The following is an 18,285-nucleotide window of genomic DNA, read 5'->3' on the forward strand; positions in this document are numbered from 1 at the left end:
ATACACCGCCATCGCGGGCAAGCCCGCTCCTACAGGTTATTTGTTTCGCTCAGTGGCTGATCATCCACGGCCGCCCCGAGGCCTTGCCCTTGAGTGCATGGGGGTTGGTCTTGCTCGGCTCGACTTTCTGGCTCGGGCCACAGCAACCGCAGCCTTTTGGATGTCGGGCGCTGTCGCGATATTCATCGACGGTCTTGGGTGCATGTGAGCTGCGCTCGTTGGCGGCGATGGCCTTGCGTGTGTTGCCGGCCATGGTGGCCAGCCCAGGCGCCGAGAGGATCACCCGCAGGCTCGATGTTCCGCACGCCGGGCAATCACAGGGCAATGCGCTGTCTGCCATGGGGCGCATCGCCGTGAAGTATCCGCATTCGGGGCAATCGTATTCGTACATAGCCATAGAAAGAACTCCAAAAAATCACTGTTCATCCCTGATGGATTCCGGCGCAAGACTCGCGTCCTGCACCGGAAGCACTTCCGAACGCGAGCTTATTTATCCGGCGCAATCGGCAAATCGATACTGCCATCGATAAAACGGGTCGGACCGTTGGCACTCGGGTTGATGTCGAACTGGAAGATCTCGGTGGGCAGCCACAACGTCGCGCAGGCGTTCGGAATATCGACGACCCCGCTGATATGCCCCTGCACGGGCGCCGAGCCCAGCAATGCATAACCCTGCGCAGGCGAATAACCGAACTTGGTCATGTAGTTGATGGCGTTCAGGCAGGCCTGCTTGTAGGCGATGTTGACGTCCAGGTAATGCTGCTTGCCGCTTTCATCCACCGAGATCCCTTCGAAAATCAGGTATTTGTTGTAGGTCGGGATGATTGGGCTGGGCTTGAAGATCGGGCTCCTGATTCCGTATTTTTCCATTCCGCCCTTGATCAGCTCGACACGCATGTGCACCCAGCCGGCCATTTCGATGGCGCCACAAAAGGTGATTTCGCCGTCGCCCTGGCTGAAGTGCAGGTCGCCCACCGACAGGCCGGCGCCATCGACGTACACCGGGAAGAACACCTTCGAACCGCGGGAAAGGTCCTTGATGTCGCAATTGCCGCCGTGTTCGCGCGGCGGTACGGTACGGGCGCCCGTGGCGGCGGCCATGTCACGCTCGGGGCCTTTCATCTTGCCCAGGTGGGCGGTCTTGGCGAATGGCGGGTTGGCCAGCGGCGGTACGCGCTCGGGGTTGGTGTCGATCAACTCCTGCTCACGGCGGTTCCACTCGGCGAGCATCTTGTGATCCGGCAGGCAGCCGATCAGACCGGGATGGATCAGGCCGGCGAACTCGACGCCTGGAATGTGCCGGGAACTGGTCATCATGCCCTTGAAGTCCCAGATGGCTTTCTGCGCCGAAGGGAAATGGTCGGTGAGGAAACCGCCACCGTTCTGCCGGGAAAAGAAACCGTTGAAGCCCCACTGCGAATCGGCCCTGGCGCCGATGTCGAGCAGGTCGACCACCAGCAGGTCGCCAGGCTCTGCGCCGTGCACACCCACCGGTCCCGACAGGTAATGCACGGTGGACAGGTCGACATCACGCACGTCACTGGCGTCATCGTTGTTCTTGATCGCGCCCGCCGTCCAGTCGTAGGTTTCCAGGATGAAGTCGTCACCGGGTCTGACCCAGCACGCCATCGGGATATCCGGGTGCCAGCGGTTGTGAATCTGCTCGTTTTCAGTGGCCGGCTGATTCAGGTCGACTTTGATCAACACTTCGGTCATTGCGTTTCTCCTTGGATGGAAATATCCCCGATCGCAGGCGAACGAACGCCTTGGGCCTGCGCGACTTCATTAAGCGCGGGCCCTGCGGTGACTGCGGTTCAAACGATCGGGTTTGAGTGTAGTGGCTATTTCAAAGGGCCAAGCCTGCGAGCTGTATCAACGAGTTACACCGACAAATAGCGGCTGATCGTTGCCTCATCGACATTGGCCCGGGTTTCCTCGATCACGAAGCGGCCCTTCTCGATCACCAGGAACCGGTCGGCGATTTCCAGGGTGAACGACAGCACCTGCTCGGACACGACGATGGTCAGGTCACGCAGATTGCGGATCTCCTTGAGGGTGCGCGCGATGTCCTTGATCACGGAGGGCTGGATGCCCTCGGTGGGTTCGTCCAGCAGCAATACCTTGGGATTGGTCGCCAGCGCACGGGCGATGGCCAGTTGTTGCTGCTGCCCGCCCGAGAGGTTGCCGCCGCGCCGGCTGCGCATATCGAACAGCACCGGGAACAACGCATACAGGTCTTCCGGCACCTTGCCCCTGGCCGAAGCCGGCAAACCGGTCTGGATGTTTTCCAGCACGGTCATGGACGGGAAGATCATTCGTCCCTGCGGTACATAGGCCAGGCCCTGCTCCACCCGAGCATGGGTTTCCATGGCCGAGATGTTCACGCCTTCGACAGCCACCTGGCCACGCCATTGCGGCAGGATGCCCATCAGGCTCTTGAACAGCGTGGTCTTGCCCATGCCGTTACGGCCCATGACGGCGACGATTTCCTGCTTCGCGACGTTCAGATCCAGGTCGTGGAGGATCTGGCTCTGGCCGTAGCCGCAGGCCAGCTGATTGATTGCAAACATGCCGTGCTCCTCAGTGGCCCAGATAGACTTCGATGACTTTCGGGTTTTTCTGCACCGCCTCCATGCTGCCCTCCGCGAGTACCTTGCCCTGGTGCAGCACCGTGACCTTGTGCGCGATGCTCTGCACGAACTCCATGTCATGCTCTATCACCAGCACCGAGCGGCCCTGGCTGATGCGGTTGAGCAGCTCGGCGGTTTGCGCGCGCTCGCTGACACTCATGCCGGCAACGGGCTCGTCGAGCATCAGCAGCTCCGGGTCCTGCATCAGCAACATGCCGATTTCCAGCCACTGTTTCTGGCCGTGGGACAACAGCCCCGCCTGCTGCTGCAACAGCTCACCGAGGAAGATGTCCGCCGCCACTTCGTGGACACGTTGCACCACCTCGTCGCTGCGCTTGAAAAACAGCGCGCCGAACACCGTGCGGCCCTTGGGAAACGACATTTCCAGGTTCTCGAACACCGACAGGTTGTCGTAGATCGACGGAGTCTGGAACTTGCGACCGACACCCGCCCGCACAATGTCGTATTCCTTCATCTTCGTCAGTTCGCGGCCCTTGAAGTCGATGCTGCCGGCTGTGGCGCGGGTCTTGCCGCAGATCAGGTCGAGCACCGTGGTCTTGCCAGCGCCATTGGGACCGATCACTACGCGCACTTCATTGCGGTCGATGTACAGGTTGAGGTTGTCCACCGCCTTGAAACCGTCGAACGAGACCGTCAGCCCCTCGATGGCCAGCACGGGCTTGGGCATATGAAAAGCGGTCGCCTGGCTCATGACTGGGTCTCCATCGGGCGGGTGGTTGCAGAGGGTTCTATCGCAGTCTCGGCCTTGATGATCGGCGCCACTGTCACGACCTTCCTGGCCGGCACGAACCGTGCGATCCATTTGCGCCCGTGTGTCTCCCAAACCCCGGCCAGGCCATTGGGGAAGTACATGACCACGGCGATGAACAACCCGCCCATGAGGTACAGCCACAGTTCCGGGAACGACTCGGAGAAATAGGTCTTGCCGTAATTGACCAGCAGCGATCCATAGACCGCCCCCAGCAATGACATCCGTCCACCCACGGCGGCGAAGATCACCATCTCGATCGACGGCACAATGCCCACGAACGAGGGCGACATGAAGCCCACCTGCAAGGCAAACATCGCCCCGCCAATCGCGGAAAACCCGGCCGCCACGCAATACACGAAGATCTTGAAACCGGCGACGTCATACCCCGAGAAGCGCACCCGTTCTTCCTTGTCCCGCATGGCCATCAGCAGGCGCCCCAGCTTGGACGCAAGGATGAACTTGCCCATCAGGATGCAGCCCAGCAGCAGGACCGCGTTGATGAAGTACAGAATCAGCTTGGCGCCATCCCCACGAATATCCCAACCCAGCAGGGTCTTGAGATCGGTGATGCCGTTAACGCCACCGGTGAGGCCCTGCTGGCCGATGATCAGTACGGTGAGGATCAGCGCAATCGCCTGGGTGACGATGGAGAAGTACACATCCCCCACCCGCCGCTTGAACAGCGCCGCCCCAATCACCAGGGCGAGGATCACGGGCACGGCAACCACCGCGATCACGGTGAAGCTGAAACTGTGGAACGGCATCCACAGGGCCGGCAGCTCGGTGATCTGGTTCCAGTCCATGAAATCGGGAATTCCCGGCGTGGACTGGATCCTGGTGCTTTCCGGGTCACTGGCTTCAAGCTTGAGAAACATCGCCATGCAATAGCCCCCAAGCCCAAAGAACACGCCCTGCCCCAGGCTGAGAATGCCGCCGTAACCCCAGCACAACACCAGGCCAACCGCGACGAAGGCGTAGGTCAGGTATTTGCCGACCATGTTCAAGCGGAAGGCGTCGAGGGTCAGTGGAAACACTACCAGGATCAGCGCGGCGAGAATCAGCAGGCCAATCACGCCCTGCCGCCCACCCATGAGTTTGTCTATCGTGTTCATCAGCGGCCTCTACTTGCGAACTTTGCTTGCGAACAACCCTTGCGGGCGCAGCAACAGAATCAGGATCACCGCCGACAAGGTCAGCACCTTGGCCATCGAGCCACTCATGAAGAATTCCGAGACCGACTGCGTCTGGGCAATGGTGAACGCCGAGGCAATCGTGCCCAGCAGACTCTGCGCGCCGCCGAACACCACCACCAGGAAGGTGTCGACGATATACAGCGAGCCGGCAGTCGGGCCGGTCGAGCCGATGGTGGTAAACGCGGCACCGGCGACCCCCGCGACCCCGCAACCCAGGGCGAACGTCATGCGGTCCACTTCACGGGTATTGATGCCAACCGCCCGGCTCATCACCCGGTTCTGTACCGTTGCTCGTACCTGCAAGCCCCAGCGCGTGCGATAGAGCATGAGGAACACGCCACCGGTCATCAGTACGGTCAGGGCCATGACGAACAAGCCGTTGCGCGGGATCTCGATGGAATCGGTCAGGTTGACCGCACCCATCAGCCACTCGGGCGGGTTTGCGCTGACTTCCCGCGCGCCGAAAATCGAGCGCAACGCCTGTTGCATCACCAGCGACAAACCCCAGGTGGCCAGCAGCGTGTCCAGCGGCCGGTGGTACAAACGGCTGATCATCACCCGCTCGACCACCCAGCCAAGCGAGCCTGCAACCAGGAATGACAAGGCGATGGCGAAGAAAAAATAGTAAGGCTGCATCGACGGCAGGTAGTTTTGCACCAGCGTCGACAGCACGTAGGTGGTGTAGGCACCCACGGTGAGGAATTCGCCATGGGCCATGTTGATGACGCCCATCTGGCCAAAAATGATCGCCAGCCCCAGGGCCATGAGCAGCAGCACGCAGAATACGGAAAGCCCGTTGAACCCCTGCATGACCACGATGGCACCGAAATCAGTCAGCCATTGCATGGTGGTGGTCTCCGAATGAATAGAGCGTGGCGTTTTCAAGGTGAGGGCACCCGCCCCCACCTTGAACGAGGCTTATTGGTAACCTTTGGGGAACGGGTTCGGTTCGATCAGATCCGACTCGTAGATCACCTTGAACTGGCCGTCGGCCTGGGCTTCGCCGATGCGGGTCTTGCTCCACAGGTGGTGATTGTCGTGGACCTTCACGTAGCCTTCGGGTGCGGTTTTCAGCTCGATGCCCGGGGATGCGGCCACCACCTTGTCGATGTCGAAGCTGCCGGCCTTCTCGACCGCCGCCTTCCACAGCCAAGGGCCGAGATAGGCCGCCTGGGTCACGTCACCCATCACCGCGTCCTTGCCGTACTTGGCCTTGAAGGCATCGACGAAGGCTTTGTTGTTCGGGTTGTCCAGGCTCTGGAAGTACTTCATCGACGCATAGAAACCGGCCATGTTTTCGCCGCCGATACCCAGCAGTTCATCCTCGGTCACCGACAGGGTCAGCAGGTTCTGCTTGGAAGCGGTCACGCCTGCCGCCTTGAGTTGCTTGTAGAAAGCGACGTTGGAACCGCCCACGACGGCGGCGAACACCACGTCAGGCTTTTTCAGCTTGACCTTGTTGATCAGCGAACCGAACTGGGTGTTGCCCAACGGGTAGTAGTCCTCGCCAACCACCGTGCCGTGCAGCACGTTCTCGATGTGCTTGCGGGCAATTTTCATCGAGGTGCGCGGCCAGATGTAATCGGAGCCGATCAGGTAGAACGTCTTGGCGCCCTTCTCCTTGGCGATCCAGTCCAGGCTGGCAATGATTTGTTGAGTGGCTTCCTGGCCGGTGTAGATCACGTTCTTGGACTGTTCCAGCCCTTCGTAGAACGTGGGGTAGTACAGCAAGCCGTTTTCTTTCTCGAACACCGGCAACACTGCCTTGCGCGAGGCCGAGGTCCAGCAGCCGAACACCGCTGCCACTTTGTCGCCCACCAGCAACTTGCGCGCTTTTTCCGCGAAGGTTGGCCAGTCGGATGCACCATCTTCCTGCACGACCTTGATCTGACGACCCAAAATCCCGCCTGAAGCGTTGATCTGGTCGATGGCCAGGCGTTCGGCCTGGATCGAACCGGTTTCGGAGATCGCCATGGTGCCGGTGGCCGAATGCAGTTGGCCCACGGTGACTTCGGTGGCGGTCACCGCCAGGCCCGTGGTGTTGGCGTCATCCGCCAGCGCCGATTGGCCAACAATGCTGGCGGCGATCAGCGACAGCGCGGCGGCCCCCAGCGTCAACCGTCGCGGGAGAAAGCGCTTGGCGCCCGGTAATGATTTTTCCATTGATGCGGCTCCTGTGCGGGTGATTCGCGGCAAACGCTCTGAATGGCGTTTCGTCACGAGGTGGACGCAGCATGAAGCCGGGGGCATTAACCCGGTATACGCAGCTTGACGTAGGGAAGTACGTCATTTGACGTACCGCCAGCACCGCGCCGGGCTGGCATGATCGCGGGCGTTCGCCGAGGACAGGGCCCCAAGGCCGGGGCACGGAATTTGCTTCGACCGACCCTGTCAGCGCCCTTCAACTCTCCTGCGGAAGCGTATCGTGTCTCCACCTGGCTCCCAGCGCATCATCAAAGTCCGCCGCGACTACAACAGCCTGGTCGCCGACGAGACAATGGAAGACTACGCGTTGAGGTTCACCCCCAAGGCCTTTCGCAAATGGTCCGAGTTTCGCATCGCCAACACGGCCATGGGCGCGGTGTCGTTCCTGGCGCTGGAGGCCATTGGTGGCGCCCTGGTGATGAGCTACGGCTTCACCAACACCGCGTGGGCCATCCTGGCCGCCGCATTGGTCATCTTTTTCACGGGTCTGCCCATCAGCTACTACGCAGCGCGTTATGGCGTGGACATGGACCTGCTCACCCGTGGTGCGGGCTTCGGCTACATCGGCTCGACCATCACGTCGCTGATCTACGCGAGTTTCACCTTTCTATTTTTTGCCCTGGAAGCGGCGATCATGAGCCTGGCCCTGGAGCTGTATTTCCAGATTCCCCTGGCGCTCGCCTACGTCATCTGTTCGGTGATCGTGATTCCGCTGGTGGCCTACGGCATCACCCTGATCAACCGCTTGCAGATGTGGTCGCAGCCGCTGTGGTTGATCCTGCTGTTGGTGCCCTATGTCTTTGTGATCTGGAAAAACCCCACGGCCTTGAGCGACTGGATGACCTTTTCGGGGCGCGAAGGCGAAGGCAGCACCTTTGATCTGTTGTTGTTCGGTGCCGCGTTCAGTGTGGCGCTGTCGCTGGTCACGCAAATTGGCGAGCAAGTCGACTACTTGCGGTTCCTGCCGGAGAAAACCCGGCGCAATCGCAAACGCTGGTGGGCGGCGCTGCTGATGGCCGGCCCCGGCTGGATCATCCCCGGCGCCCTGAAAATCATGGCCGGAGCGTTCCTCGCGTTCCTGGCCTTGCAGTACGAAGTGCCCATCGAGCGAGCTGCCGAGCCGACGCAAATGTACCTGGTCGCCTACCGCTATGTGTTCAGTTCGCCTGAATGGGCACTGGCGGCCATGACCCTGTTCGTGATCATTTCCCAGGTGAAGATCAACCTGACCAATGCCTATGCCGGCTCCCTGGCCTGGTCGAACTTCTTCGCCCGCGTCACCCATAGCCATCCCGGTCGGGTGATCTGGCTGGTGTTCAACGTCGCCATCGCACTGGTGCTGATGGAGCTGGGCGTGTTCGATGCAATCGAGCAGGTGCTGGGGCTTTACGCGAACGTGGCGATTGCCTGGATTGGTGCCCTGGTTGCCGATCTGGTGATCAACAAACCGATGGGCTGGTCACCCCGGTACATCGAATTCAAGCGCGCGCACCTCTACGACATCAATCCGGTGGGGGTCGGCGCGATGCTGATCGCTTCGCTCGCTTCGTTTTGCGCCCACTTCGGTTTGTTTGGTTCGCTGGCCCAGGCGGCGCCGCCCCTGATCTCGCTGACTATTGCGTTGATCACCGCGCCACTATTGGCGTGGCTGACCCAGGGGCGTTATTACATTGCCCGCACCAGCGCAAGCAACCTGCTCTACCCTGAAGGTCCACAGGAAAACCTGCGGTGCGGCCTGTGCAATAACCACTTCGAAACGCCAGACATGGCGTACTGCCCCGCCTACCGCACGCCCATTTGCTCGCTGTGCTGCTCGCTCGACGCGCGTTGCGCCGATCAGTGCAAGACCCGGGCGCGGCTCTCCCTGCAACTGGAAGACTTGATCAGCCGCATGTTGCCGCGCCTGCCGCGTCGCTATCTGCACACACGCCTTGCGCAATACCTGGGCCTGCTGGCGATTCTGCTGGCCGGATCATCAGGAGGGCTCGCACTGATCTACAAACAGGTCGCCCATGGGTTGGTCGATCCGTCGGCTCAACAGATGTTGACGCTGGCGTTCCTCAAGGCCTTCCTGATGGTGTGCGTCGGTGCCGGTGTGCTGGCCTGGTGGATCGTGCTGACCCGGGAAAGTCGACGCGTCGCCCAGGAAGAATCCGAGCGCCAGACGTCCTTGCTGATCCAGGAGATCGAAGCCCACGAGAAAACCGACCTGGCGCTGCAAGAAGCCAAGGAAGCCTCGGAAGCGGCGAATGCCGCCAAGAGTCGTTACATCACCGGGCTTTCCCACGAACTGCGCACTCCTCTCAACAGCATCCTGGGGTTTACCCAGATCCTGCAACGAGATGGGGCAACGCCCGCACGACATCAGGACCCGCTGGCAACCATCATGCGCAGCAGTTCGCACCTGTTGTCGTTGATCGACGGGCTGCTGGACGTGGCGAAGATCGAGGCGGGGAAACTGCGGCTGGAGCCGTCGGAAATCCTGTTTCAGGAGTTCCTGCACGACCTTGAGAAAATCTTCGCCAGTACAGCCACCCAGAAGCACCTCAACTTTCGCCTGGAACTTGAGGGGCGCATGCCCATGGTGGTGCGCGGTGACGAAAAACGCGTCAGGCAGATCCTGATCAATCTGTTGGGCAACGCGGTGAACTTCACGGACCGTGGCGAAGTGGTGTTGCGTGTCAGCTACCGCAGGGAAACCGCCATCTTTGACATCATCGACAGCGGCATCGGCATTGCCCCGGAGCAAATCGAGCGCATCTTCCAGCCCTTCGAGCGTGGCGGCCAGACTCGCCAGGACAATGGCGTGGGATTGGGTTTGACCATCACCCGCATGTTGACCTCGCTGATGGGCGGCGCCCTCTCCGTCTCCAGTACCCAGGGCGAAGGCACGCACTTTCAGGTGCGCCTGTTCCTCTCCGAAGTGCGGGTGCCCAAGGCGGTCGAGGACGCCAACCATGATGTGATCGGCTACGAAGGCCGGCGCCGCCGGGTATTGGTGGTGGATGACCACATCGAGCATCGCAAGGTCATCGCCGGGATGCTCGAACCCCTGGGCTTCGAGATCGTCCAGGCACAGAACGGCCTGGAGGCCGTGCGCCAGGTGTCGCTGCTGCACCCGGACCTGATCCTCATGGACCTGTCGATGCCGGACATGGACGGCTGGAGCACCATCCGCATGATCCGCCACAACGCCCGCTCCGATGTGCCGGTGATTGTGTTGTCGGCCAATGCCAACACCAGCACAGAGGACAGTCTGGGCCACGACTACCTGTCCAAGCCCGTGCACCTGCGCCACTTGCTCGACCGCCTCAAGCATCACCTGAAACTGGAGTGGCAACACCGGCCGCCCAATACCGCACAGATAAAGGTGCCGTGGGTGCTACCGCCCCGCCAGGACCTGGAAGATTTGTATGAACTGTGCGGGCTCGGGCACGTACGCGGCATCCAGAACAAGCTGGATGCCATCGAGCGTCAAAGCGTCGCCAGCGCCAGTTTCATCGCCGACTTGCGGCTGCTGGCCAAGGGCTTTCGCCTGGACGAACTGAGTTTGCAGTTAAAGGAGGTGCTCAATGAACGCCATCACCCAGCCGACTGAGAAAGGGGTCATCCTGATTGTCGACGATACGCCGGATAACCTGGCGTTGCTGTCCGATGCGCTGGATGAAGCCGGCTACATGGTGTTGGTCGCGCTGGATGGCACCAGCGCATTGACGCGCATCCAGCGCCGGCGACCGGATCTGATCCTGCTGGACGCGATGATGCCCGGCCTGGACGGCTTTGAAACCTGTCGACAGATCAAGCAACAGCCCGAGGCTTCGAACATTCCGGTGCTGTTCATGACGGCACTCACCGACACCGATCATGTGGTCAAGGGATTCGAGGCCGGCGCCATCGACTACGTCACCAAACCCATACAGTGCGCAGAAATGGTCGCACGGGTCGCCTCGCACCTGCGTACCGCACGCACGTTGCAATCGGCGCGCGACTCGTCCCAGCAGGTGGGGTTCGATGACGCGCTGGTCTTCACCCGCCTGTCCCACCGCTTTCACTTGACCGAACGCGAAGTCGAGGTACTGCGCTGGGTGTCATGTGGCAAGACCAACAAGGACATTGCCGACATCCTGCAACTGAGCCCAAGGACCGTGAACAAGCACCTTGAGCACATCTACATCAAGCTCGGCGTGGAGACGCGGACGGCTGCAACCTCGGTAGCGCTCGCCGCGATGGCAAAAGAAGGTTGATCCGTTCGCCAGCCATCAACATCTCGACGATGCGTTCGTGGGCAGACTTGAGGCTCGATCGCTCCACCGACACCGCGTTGCGTCCTGCTTCTTCATGGGTCATCGCTCTTCACCTGTTTGATATTGATTGATCGTCTGTTGCAACGCCGCGACCTGCGCGTGAGATTGCTGCAACTGGTGCGCGGCCTCGGACGCGGCTCGCGCCAGCTCGACTTCGAGCCTTTTGATTTCATCGCGGGAAACACCCATCTGCTCTTGCAGCAACTCCCTGGCGCCTTCAGCCCTGGCGACCGAAGTTTTCATGTGGGCATTTTCATCGGACAAGCGCTGCAAGGAATCCCCCTGCGTGGACATGGCCTTCGCCTGTTGTCGGGCTTCGGCCAGCAGACGCTCGTTGTCACGGTTAAGGCGGGTCAACTCGTCCTGCTTGAGCATCAGGGTTTGCTGCAACTGGCGAAGCTCGAGCTGGACTTGCTGCAATTGGCCTTCGTGGCGGCGTTGTTCCTGATCGCGCTGTTCCTTGACCGCATTGCGGTAATGCTCGAGCGCCTCACGAGCATGCTGGTGCTTGTCCTCAAGGGAGCGGATCTGTTCGTCCTTCTCCTGCACCCGTAGCTCCAGGTCGCTGCAACTCTGGCTCAGGCGCGCATTGCGGGTGATCTCGGTTTGAAGGCTGGCCTGGCAGAGCTGCAGTTCTTCGGACTGTGCCGCCAGCGCGCTTTTCTGGATATCGACCTCACGTTGCAAGGAAGCGACTTGGACCTGGGAGGCGTCGAGCCGCTGCTGCAAGTCGGTACGCTCGGTATCGAATTGTGCCTGAGCGAGGTCAATCGCTTCCCTGCCCTCTTCCTGGAGTCGCTCCAGCAAACCGGCGACCAGCGCGGTCAGCTCCTCGCTCAGGCGCTCTGACGAAGTTGGCGGCGCCGGATCGATCGTCTCGATCTCTTTGAGATAACGGTGAATGGTGGTTTTCGAGCCGGTATTGCCCAGCTCGATACGGACCGCGTCGATGCTCGGATTCTCGCCACGTGCCAGCAACGATTGCCTCGCTTTCAGGACGATTACCTTGTTTACACCGCCACGCGCCATGTTTTCGCTCCTACTATTTCATACTGTATTACGTAATACGTATTTACATACTACGTTATGTATAGAAATTACACAAAGCAACCTTCGGTCTTTGATAACATAATTGAGCGTTATCGAATGTGATGGGTAGTTTTCGCCCATCGTGATCTGCTTGAGAGCCCGTTTTGCGCAGGAACCCCGTCATGAACAAGGTTGATCGTTATCTGCAGGCCGGCACGCGGGAAAACACCCGACGCAGTTACCGCGCGGCCGTGGAGCATTTCGAAGTGACGTGGGGCGGTTTCCTGCCAGCGACCGGCGATGGCATCGTGCGTTACCTCGCCGAGTACGCGGACAAGCTGGCGATCAGCACGCTGAAACAGCGGCTGGCGGCGTTGGCACAGTGGCACGTCACCCAGGGGTTTCCCGATCCCACCAAGACACCCACGGTCAAGCAGATGATCAAGGGCATCCGCACGCTGCATCCTGCCCCGGTAAAACAGGCCGCCCCGCTGCTACTCGTTCACCTGGAGCAAACCGTGGGCTGGCTGGAGCAACAAGCGAGCCTGGCCCAGGCGCACGGCGACTGGCCCGGTGTCATGCGTCATCGGCGCGACATCGCACTGGTGCTGATTGGCTTCTGGCGCGGGTTTCGCGGGGATGAACTGGCACGCTTGCAGGTTGAGCACACCCAGGTCGAAGCAGGCATCGGCATCACCTTCTACCTGCCCCATTCCAAGGGCGACCGGCAGCATCTGGGGGCGACTTATCACACCCCGGCCCTGAAGAAACTCTGCCCCGTTCAGGCCTACATCAACTGGATCACCGCCGCCGGCATCGCCCATGGCCCCGTATTCAGGAAGATCGATCGCTGGGGCCACCTGGCTGAAGAAGGGATCAACGCCAACAGCCTGGTTCCACTGTTACGGCGCATCTTTGAGCAAGCGGGTGTCGCGCCCGAGCTCTACAGCAGCCACTCGCTGCGCCGGGGCTTTGCCACCTGGGCGTCGGCGAACGGCTGGGACATCAAGGGCTTGATGAGTTACGTGGGCTGGAAGGACGTGAAATCCGCGCTGCGGTATGTGGACTCGGCAGCGTCGTTTGGCGGGCTGGCGGTTCAGGCGCCGCAGCAGATTGGTGTGTTCGTGACTTAACAGAGACAGCCTATCCTCTGGGCGCACTGAATAACCCCTAGCTGTGTAGGGTGATCAGGATTACCTCCATGGCTCATGTCTATATTGGTGTTCCACAACTTTGACCAGGTTCACTAGTCAGTCGGTATCCACACTCTCTCTTTCAGAGAAAAGTGCTCCAACTACAACTTGACCTGCAATGCTGCCGAAACGAGGACCACCTTATGAAAACTTCGCCAATCTGTCTGCCTCTGCTCTGCCCGACTCGAGTCAGAGATGACTCGACAATACCGCAAAACGTGCTGGGGAAGCTGGGATTCGGCGATGTTGCAGATAACCGCGCCATTGACCATATCCGAGATGCTGATCACGCACTGCGGGAGGCCGGCTACCAATTCATTGGCTACCACGGTACTAACAAAGTCAATTTGCGTAGCATGTGCGAAACCGGACTCAATACTAAATTCTGCGGTTCGAGTGATGGACAAGCCAGAGGTAGCGGTTTTTACATTGCGCTCTCGCCGGAAAAAGCACTTGACTACGCAGACGCCTCTACGCAAGCCGGAGATCCGCAACCTCCGAATTACGATGTCACACCCCGCCACGATGGGGAGCGAGGTGTTCCAGAGCTCGTCAGGGTCTATGCCAAGAATTTTGACGGCTTCCAGATTGGTCAGGACATGGCTTGGGGAATAGAGGCGTCGGACGGCGACCCAAACGGCGACAAACGGCTGTCACAGGCAGATAGCGGCAACAACCGTTTAGCCAATAGAAATCACTTGGAGATGGTTATTGCACCCTCCAAGTATGATCATCTCGCCGTATTGCCGTCTCTGCATGAGATAAACGAGGAACACTTGCTGAGTGAAATGCGACCTTGGCCAACGCATTCCGATTTGTATTGAAAACGTTAATTCAGGTTTGATGTGAGCGACCTCGCGATGGGCATGACAGCGCCGAGGAGCGTCAGGCCACCCGCGTCATCGTTGACCTTCATCGCGAGCAAGCTCGCTCCCACAGGTCCGGTGGCTGCCTCCCACAACCGTTTAAGTACACCGTAACCCTGTAGGAGCGAGTTTACTCGCGATGGTCGCAAGAACACCGCAGGGCATTGGGATACCCGCGTTATCGTTGACGATCATCGCGAGCAGGCTCCCACAGATAAAAAAGCATGCATACAAATCCGCTGGTGATTACGTCAAGCACATCGCCAATCAATGTCTATGCTTTGGCGAATGCGCCGTGTCTGAGCCTTGCATCGCGCAGCCCAATCCAACATCACATGGAAATGCAGTCCTATGAAATCGATACGCTTTCTTGCCTGCGCTGGTGCTCTTGCCTCAATCATGTCCCTGGCCCAAGCTGCCGAAATCCCGTTGGGGAGCAAGACCCTTGAAGGTCAGATCATCTCCAAGGTACTGGCCGTCGACGCGGCGAATCGCCAGGTGACCATCGAAGATCCCGAGGGCAAACCGGTGGTGATCCAACTCTCCGACCAGGCCAAGAACCTGCACAACCTGCAAGTCGGCGACAAGGTCGACATCAAGGTGGCGCGTTCGGTGGCCTATGTGCTCGATACCAATATCGGTGATCAACCGGGAGTCAGCAATGAATCCATGGTCGCGCGCGTGGCCAAGGATAACCCCAACCCCGGTGGCGAGGCGATTCGTGAGGTTCGGGTGACGTCGAAGATCACCGCCATCAACCTCAAGGATCACGAAGTGACCCTGCTGCCGCCTGAAGGGCCGGTGCGTGTGGTCAAGGTTGAAAACCCTGATCTTCAGGCACGCATGGGCAACCTCAAGGTCGGGCAGACGGTCGACGCCGTTCTGACCGAATTCCTCCAGGTCAAAACCTCACGCTAAGCCGGCCAGAGAAAGCGCCGACATGACCGACCTGCTCAACGCCATTGCGCTCGGGCTTCTCGCACTGTTGCCCTTGACCAACCCACCGACCACGGTGGCGTTGTTCATCGCGCTGAGCAAAGGCCTGAACCAGCAGGAAAAGAACCGCCAGGCCTTCCTCACGTCGTTGTATGTCTTCCTGATCATGACGCTCACTTATTACGTAGGTGAGCTCGTCATGGACGTGTTCAACATTTCCATACCGGGCCTGCGCATGGCCGGTGGTGGGATCTTGATCATCATGGGCTTGAAGATGCTGTTTCCGCCGGTACCGGCGCCCCAGCCCGCCGATGCCGTCACGGAGCAAATCGATTTCGCCTTCATCCCGCTGGCGATGCCCAGTACCGCAGGGCCCGGGACGATTGCGATGATCATCAGTTCGGCCGCCACGATCAAGCACAGCACGGCGTTCCCCGCCTGGGTGATCTGGGTAGCACCGCCGCTGATCTTCCTGTTGACCGCGCTGATTCTCTGGTTATGCCTGCGCGGCTCGGGGTTCATCATGCGCCTGACCGGCAAATCAGGCATCGATGCCATTTCAAGGCTGATGGGCTTTTTGCTGGTGTGCATGGGCGCACAATTTGCAATCAACGGTGCGGTGGAAATCGTACAAACCCTCATCGACAGCAACTTTCACACGCTGCGCCCGCAGTAGCAGCTACGCTTGTCGATGGGCTTGAAAATCGCCTGTTTACACGGTCTCGACATGGATCCCTTCATCTCCAACCAACGTGGTTGCACAGGGGTAAGGCAATGCGTATTTCATGGGTTTACGCGGTGTCAGTCGTTGTGTTTCTAAGTGGGGCTACCACTCTGGCCCAAACGCCGGACACGCCCCCGGCACCGGTCGAGACAGCGGCCGTCGCGCCACCTGCAAAAGACCCGGTGTTCACCCAGGAACAACTGGAGCAAATGGCCGCCCCCATCGCGCTCTATCCCGACCCATTGCTGGCACAGGTGTTGATGGCGAGCACTTATCCCGGGGAAGTCGCCGAAGCCGTGACTTGGTCCAAGGCCAACCCGAATGCCAAGGGCGACGACGCGGTCAAGCAGGTGGCCAATCAGCCCTGGGACCCCAGCGTGCAGGCGTTGGTCGCTTTTCCGCAGGTGCTCGCCACCCTGGGCCAGGACCCGGTGTGGGTGCAGCGCCTGGGCGATGCCTTCCTCGCGCAACCGGACGACCTGATGAGTGGCGTACAGAATCTGCGGCGCCAGGCGCAGGCCGCCGGCAACCTTGAGAGCAACCAGTACCAGAACGTAACGGTACAGGTCGCCGCTCCCGCTCCTGCTCCCGCCGACCGGCCGAAAGCCGAGACCCTGCCAGCGGCACCGGCCAGCAGCAATTCCACCATCATCATCCAGCCCGCCGACCCGCAGGTGGTGTACGTCCCCACCTATAACCCGACGACCACCTACGGCACCTGGCCTTACCCGGCGTCGCCGCCCGCCTACTACCCGCCGCCACCGGCGTACTACCCGGGGCAGGCCCTCGTGGCCGGACTGGCGTTCGGCACCGGGGTAGCGATCGTCGCCTCGTTGTGGGGCGATTGCGACTGGGGCAACAACGACGTCGACATCGACGTCAACCGCTACAACAACATCAATGGCAACAACATCAACAACCGCATCAACAGCAACAAGTGGCAGCACAACCCGGCCAATCGCGACGGTGTGCCGTATCGAGATGCTCGCAGTCGTGAACAGTACGGCCGCCAACTGGACGGCGCCCGCCAGCGCGAAGCCTTTCGCGGGGACACCGCCCAGCGCGCCCAGGCTCGCGACCGGGCCCGCAATTCCATGGACAGGGCCGGGATCCAGCGTCCGGCTACCAGCAATCGCCAGGCGCAGGACCAGATGCGCCAGGCGCGGTCCGAAGGCTCGGTCGGCAACCGCATGCAATCCGGTACGGACCGTCCGAGAGCGACTGACCGAAGCCAGAACACCCAACGCAACATGCGCGAAAACCAAACACCGCGCCGCGAAGCCGCGCAGAACAACCAGCGCCGCCAGGACTTGCAGCAGAACCGCCAGGGCGCCCAGCAACGCGGCGCCGCCCGCAACAACGCCTTCGCCGGTGTGCGCTCGCCGTCGCAATCCAATGCCCAGGCCCTGCGTGGCCGGGCCAGCCAGGCGTCCGCCCAGCGTGGCGGTGGCGGCGCACGGGCTGAGGGTCGCCAGATCAGCCGGCCTTCCGGGGCCGGGGCACGTTCGCGGGGGGGCCGTCGATGAACAGGTATTTGAAAACATCGGTGCTGTTGTTCGGCCTGGCATGGTCGTGTTTTGCAGCAGCGCAGCAATCCTTTCCAACCCCTGAAAAAGCCGCGGAGGCCTTCGTCAAGGCGCTCGGCACCGAGCGCGCCGATCAGGCCCGGCTGACCGAACTGCTGGGCAAGGACTGGCAAACCTACATCCCGCGAAAAGGTTCGCAGCGCGAGGATGTGGAGGCTTTCCTCAGGCAATACCACGAGCAGCATCACATCGAAAAAACCGGCGAACGCGAGGCCACCCTGACAGTGGGCAAGGACAACTGGCCCCTGCCCATTCCCTTGTTGAAAGGCGAAAGCGGTTGGCGCTTCGACATCAAGGCCGGAGACGCCGAGCTGCGCACCCGGCGCATCGGCCGCAACGAACTGGACGCCCAGCAGGCGGTGCTGACCTATCACGATGCGCAAATGGACTATGCCACCGTGGATCGTGATGGCGACGGCGCGCTGGAATATGCGCAAAAGATCTTCAGCACACCCGGCAAGCACGATGGGCTCTATTGGGCGGAAGACGACAGCGGGCAGATCAGCCCACTGGGGCCGTTGTTCGGCAAAAGTGTGGCCGGCGAAGGCTGGCACGGTTATCACTTCCGCATCCTAGACGGCCAGGGACCGTCGGCACCAGGTGGTGCCTACAGCTACCTGATCGGCGACAAGATGAGCCGCGGCTTCGCGATGATTGCCTGGCCCGTCAAATACGACGACACCGGCGTGATGAGTTTCATGATCAGCCATGACGGCCAGGTCTTCGAGAAAGACCTGGGCCCCGATGGCGCCAAACTGGCGCAGGCGATGAAGCTGTTCGACCCCGATGACAGTTGGCAGGAGGTCACCGTCGCCCCGCAATAGCGAACGCTCCCGGGGCGACGGCT

16 protein-coding genes are annotated in these 18,285 nt (G+C 60.5%); 8 read left to right on the forward strand and 8 right to left on the reverse strand.

Going from position 1 to position 18,285, the window contains the following annotated elements; genetic code table 11:
• Window positions 1–49: 49 nt before the first annotated feature.
• From AB4N33_RS07415 to urtA, 7 genes are all read right to left on the reverse strand, one after another.
• A complete protein-coding gene (locus AB4N33_RS07415) occupies window positions 50–397 on the reverse strand; it encodes an FmdB family zinc ribbon protein (protein ID WP_169866575.1) in 348 nt (115 codons plus the stop codon).
• A gap of 89 nt (window positions 398–486) precedes the next feature.
• Window positions 487–1,716 (reverse strand): formamidase, encoded by a 1,230-nt coding sequence (gene fmdA / locus AB4N33_RS07420; RefSeq protein WP_169866576.1) that lies wholly within the window; start codon window positions 1,714–1,716, stop codon window positions 487–489.
• Between the two features lie 164 nt (window positions 1,717–1,880).
• The gene (gene urtE, locus AB4N33_RS07425) at window positions 1,881–2,570 is read right to left on the reverse strand and encodes an urea ABC transporter ATP-binding subunit UrtE (RefSeq protein ID WP_476456860.1); all 690 of its coding nucleotides are present in this window, start codon (window positions 2,568–2,570) and stop codon (window positions 1,881–1,883) included.
• A 10-nt stretch (window positions 2,571–2,580) separates the two neighbouring features.
• On the reverse strand, window positions 2,581–3,342 hold the full coding sequence (urtD, locus tag AB4N33_RS07430; RefSeq protein WP_476456861.1) for an urea ABC transporter ATP-binding protein UrtD: 762 nt from the start codon (window positions 3,340–3,342) through the stop codon (window positions 2,581–2,583).
• Window positions 3,339–4,514, reverse strand: a complete 1,176-nt coding sequence (gene urtC / locus AB4N33_RS07435) for an urea ABC transporter permease subunit UrtC (protein WP_476456862.1) — start codon at window positions 4,512–4,514, stop codon at window positions 3,339–3,341. Before urtC ends, urtD begins: the two co-directional genes overlap by 4 nt.
• A gap of 9 nt (window positions 4,515–4,523) precedes the next feature.
• Window positions 4,524–5,441, reverse strand: a complete 918-nt coding sequence (gene urtB / locus AB4N33_RS07440) for an urea ABC transporter permease subunit UrtB (protein ID WP_476456863.1) — start codon at window positions 5,439–5,441, stop codon at window positions 4,524–4,526.
• 72 nt (window positions 5,442–5,513) lie between these two features.
• Entirely contained in the window at window positions 5,514–6,758 is a 1,245-nt protein-coding gene (gene urtA, locus AB4N33_RS07445; protein WP_169866581.1) for an urea ABC transporter substrate-binding protein, read from the reverse strand.
• 262 nt (window positions 6,759–7,020) lie between these two features.
• Between urtA and AB4N33_RS07450 the strand changes: the two genes are divergently transcribed.
• Complete coding sequence (locus AB4N33_RS07450) at window positions 7,021–10,398, forward strand: ATP-binding protein (protein ID WP_476456864.1); 3,378 nt, start codon at window positions 7,021–7,023, stop codon at window positions 10,396–10,398.
• The gene (locus AB4N33_RS07455) at window positions 10,373–11,044 is read left to right on the forward strand and encodes a response regulator (protein WP_169866583.1); all 672 of its coding nucleotides are present in this window, start codon (window positions 10,373–10,375) and stop codon (window positions 11,042–11,044) included. The genes AB4N33_RS07450 and AB4N33_RS07455 overlap by 26 nt, the downstream gene beginning before the upstream one ends.
• Before the next feature lie 99 nt (window positions 11,045–11,143).
• On the opposite strand, the gene AB4N33_RS07460 is transcribed toward AB4N33_RS07455, so the two are convergent.
• The gene (locus tag AB4N33_RS07460) at window positions 11,144–12,133 is read right to left on the reverse strand and encodes a DNA-binding protein (RefSeq protein WP_476456865.1); all 990 of its coding nucleotides are present in this window, start codon (window positions 12,131–12,133) and stop codon (window positions 11,144–11,146) included.
• A gap of 182 nt (window positions 12,134–12,315) precedes the next feature.
• Between AB4N33_RS07460 and AB4N33_RS07465 the strand changes: the two genes are divergently transcribed.
• The 6 genes from AB4N33_RS07465 to AB4N33_RS07490 all read left to right on the forward strand — a co-directional run bounded on the left by AB4N33_RS07465 (window position 12,316) and on the right by AB4N33_RS07490 (window position 18,262).
• Window positions 12,316–13,266: a site-specific integrase gene (locus AB4N33_RS07465; RefSeq protein WP_476456866.1), complete on the forward strand. Its 951-nt coding sequence runs from the start codon at window positions 12,316–12,318 to the stop codon at window positions 13,264–13,266.
• Window positions 13,267–13,469: 203 nt separating this feature from the next.
• Complete coding sequence (locus AB4N33_RS07470; RefSeq protein ID WP_476456867.1) at window positions 13,470–14,150, forward strand: hypothetical protein; 681 nt, start codon at window positions 13,470–13,472, stop codon at window positions 14,148–14,150.
• 393 nt (window positions 14,151–14,543) lie between these two features.
• Window positions 14,544–15,110: a hypothetical protein gene (locus tag AB4N33_RS07475; RefSeq protein ID WP_476456868.1), complete on the forward strand. Its 567-nt coding sequence runs from the start codon at window positions 14,544–14,546 to the stop codon at window positions 15,108–15,110.
• Window positions 15,111–15,132: 22 nt separating this feature from the next.
• Window positions 15,133–15,804, forward strand: a complete 672-nt coding sequence (locus tag AB4N33_RS07480) for a MarC family NAAT transporter (protein WP_476456869.1) — start codon at window positions 15,133–15,135, stop codon at window positions 15,802–15,804.
• Window positions 15,805–15,902: 98 nt separating this feature from the next.
• Window positions 15,903–17,378, forward strand: coding sequence for a DUF3300 domain-containing protein (locus AB4N33_RS07485; protein WP_476456870.1), 1,476 nt, complete (start codon window positions 15,903–15,905; stop codon window positions 17,376–17,378).
• Window positions 17,375–18,262 carry a DUF2950 domain-containing protein gene (locus tag AB4N33_RS07490; RefSeq protein WP_476456871.1) on the forward strand — a complete coding sequence of 296 codons (888 nt, stop codon included), beginning with the start codon at window positions 17,375–17,377 and terminating at the stop codon, window positions 18,260–18,262. The genes AB4N33_RS07485 and AB4N33_RS07490 overlap by 4 nt, the downstream gene beginning before the upstream one ends.
• Window positions 18,263–18,285 lie beyond the last annotated feature (23 nt).

It is taken from the genome of Pseudomonas sp. S1_E05 (assembly GCF_056337105.1).

Coding starts and splice junctions, on each gene's coding strand:
- urtC (WP_476456862.1), bottom strand. CDS start 4,514: ATGAACACGATAGACAAACTCATGGGTGGGCGGCAGGGCGTGATTGGC.
- fmdA (WP_169866576.1), bottom strand. CDS start 1,716: ATGACCGAAGTGTTGATCAAAGTCGACCTGAATCAGCCGGCCACTGAA.
- AB4N33_RS07480 (WP_476456869.1), top strand. CDS start 15,133: ATGACCGACCTGCTCAACGCCATTGCGCTCGGGCTTCTCGCACTGTTG.
- AB4N33_RS07465 (WP_476456866.1), top strand. CDS start 12,316: ATGAACAAGGTTGATCGTTATCTGCAGGCCGGCACGCGGGAAAACACC.
- AB4N33_RS07415 (WP_169866575.1), bottom strand. CDS start 397: ATGGCTATGTACGAATACGATTGCCCCGAATGCGGATACTTCACGGCG.
- urtB (WP_476456863.1), bottom strand. CDS start 5,441: ATGCAATGGCTGACTGATTTCGGTGCCATCGTGGTCATGCAGGGGTTC.
- urtD (WP_476456861.1), bottom strand. CDS start 3,342: ATGAGCCAGGCGACCGCTTTTCATATGCCCAAGCCCGTGCTGGCCATC.
- AB4N33_RS07485 (WP_476456870.1), top strand. CDS start 15,903: ATGCGTATTTCATGGGTTTACGCGGTGTCAGTCGTTGTGTTTCTAAGT.
- AB4N33_RS07470 (WP_476456867.1), top strand. CDS start 13,470: ATGAAAACTTCGCCAATCTGTCTGCCTCTGCTCTGCCCGACTCGAGTC.
- AB4N33_RS07490 (WP_476456871.1), top strand. CDS start 17,375: ATGAACAGGTATTTGAAAACATCGGTGCTGTTGTTCGGCCTGGCATGG.
- urtA (WP_169866581.1), bottom strand. CDS start 6,758: ATGGAAAAATCATTACCGGGCGCCAAGCGCTTTCTCCCGCGACGGTTG.
- AB4N33_RS07475 (WP_476456868.1), top strand. CDS start 14,544: ATGAAATCGATACGCTTTCTTGCCTGCGCTGGTGCTCTTGCCTCAATC.
- AB4N33_RS07455 (WP_169866583.1), top strand. CDS start 10,373: ATGAACGCCATCACCCAGCCGACTGAGAAAGGGGTCATCCTGATTGTC.
- urtE (WP_476456860.1), bottom strand. CDS start 2,570: ATGTTTGCAATCAATCAGCTGGCCTGCGGCTACGGCCAGAGCCAGATC.
- AB4N33_RS07460 (WP_476456865.1), bottom strand. CDS start 12,133: ATGGCGCGTGGCGGTGTAAACAAGGTAATCGTCCTGAAAGCGAGGCAA.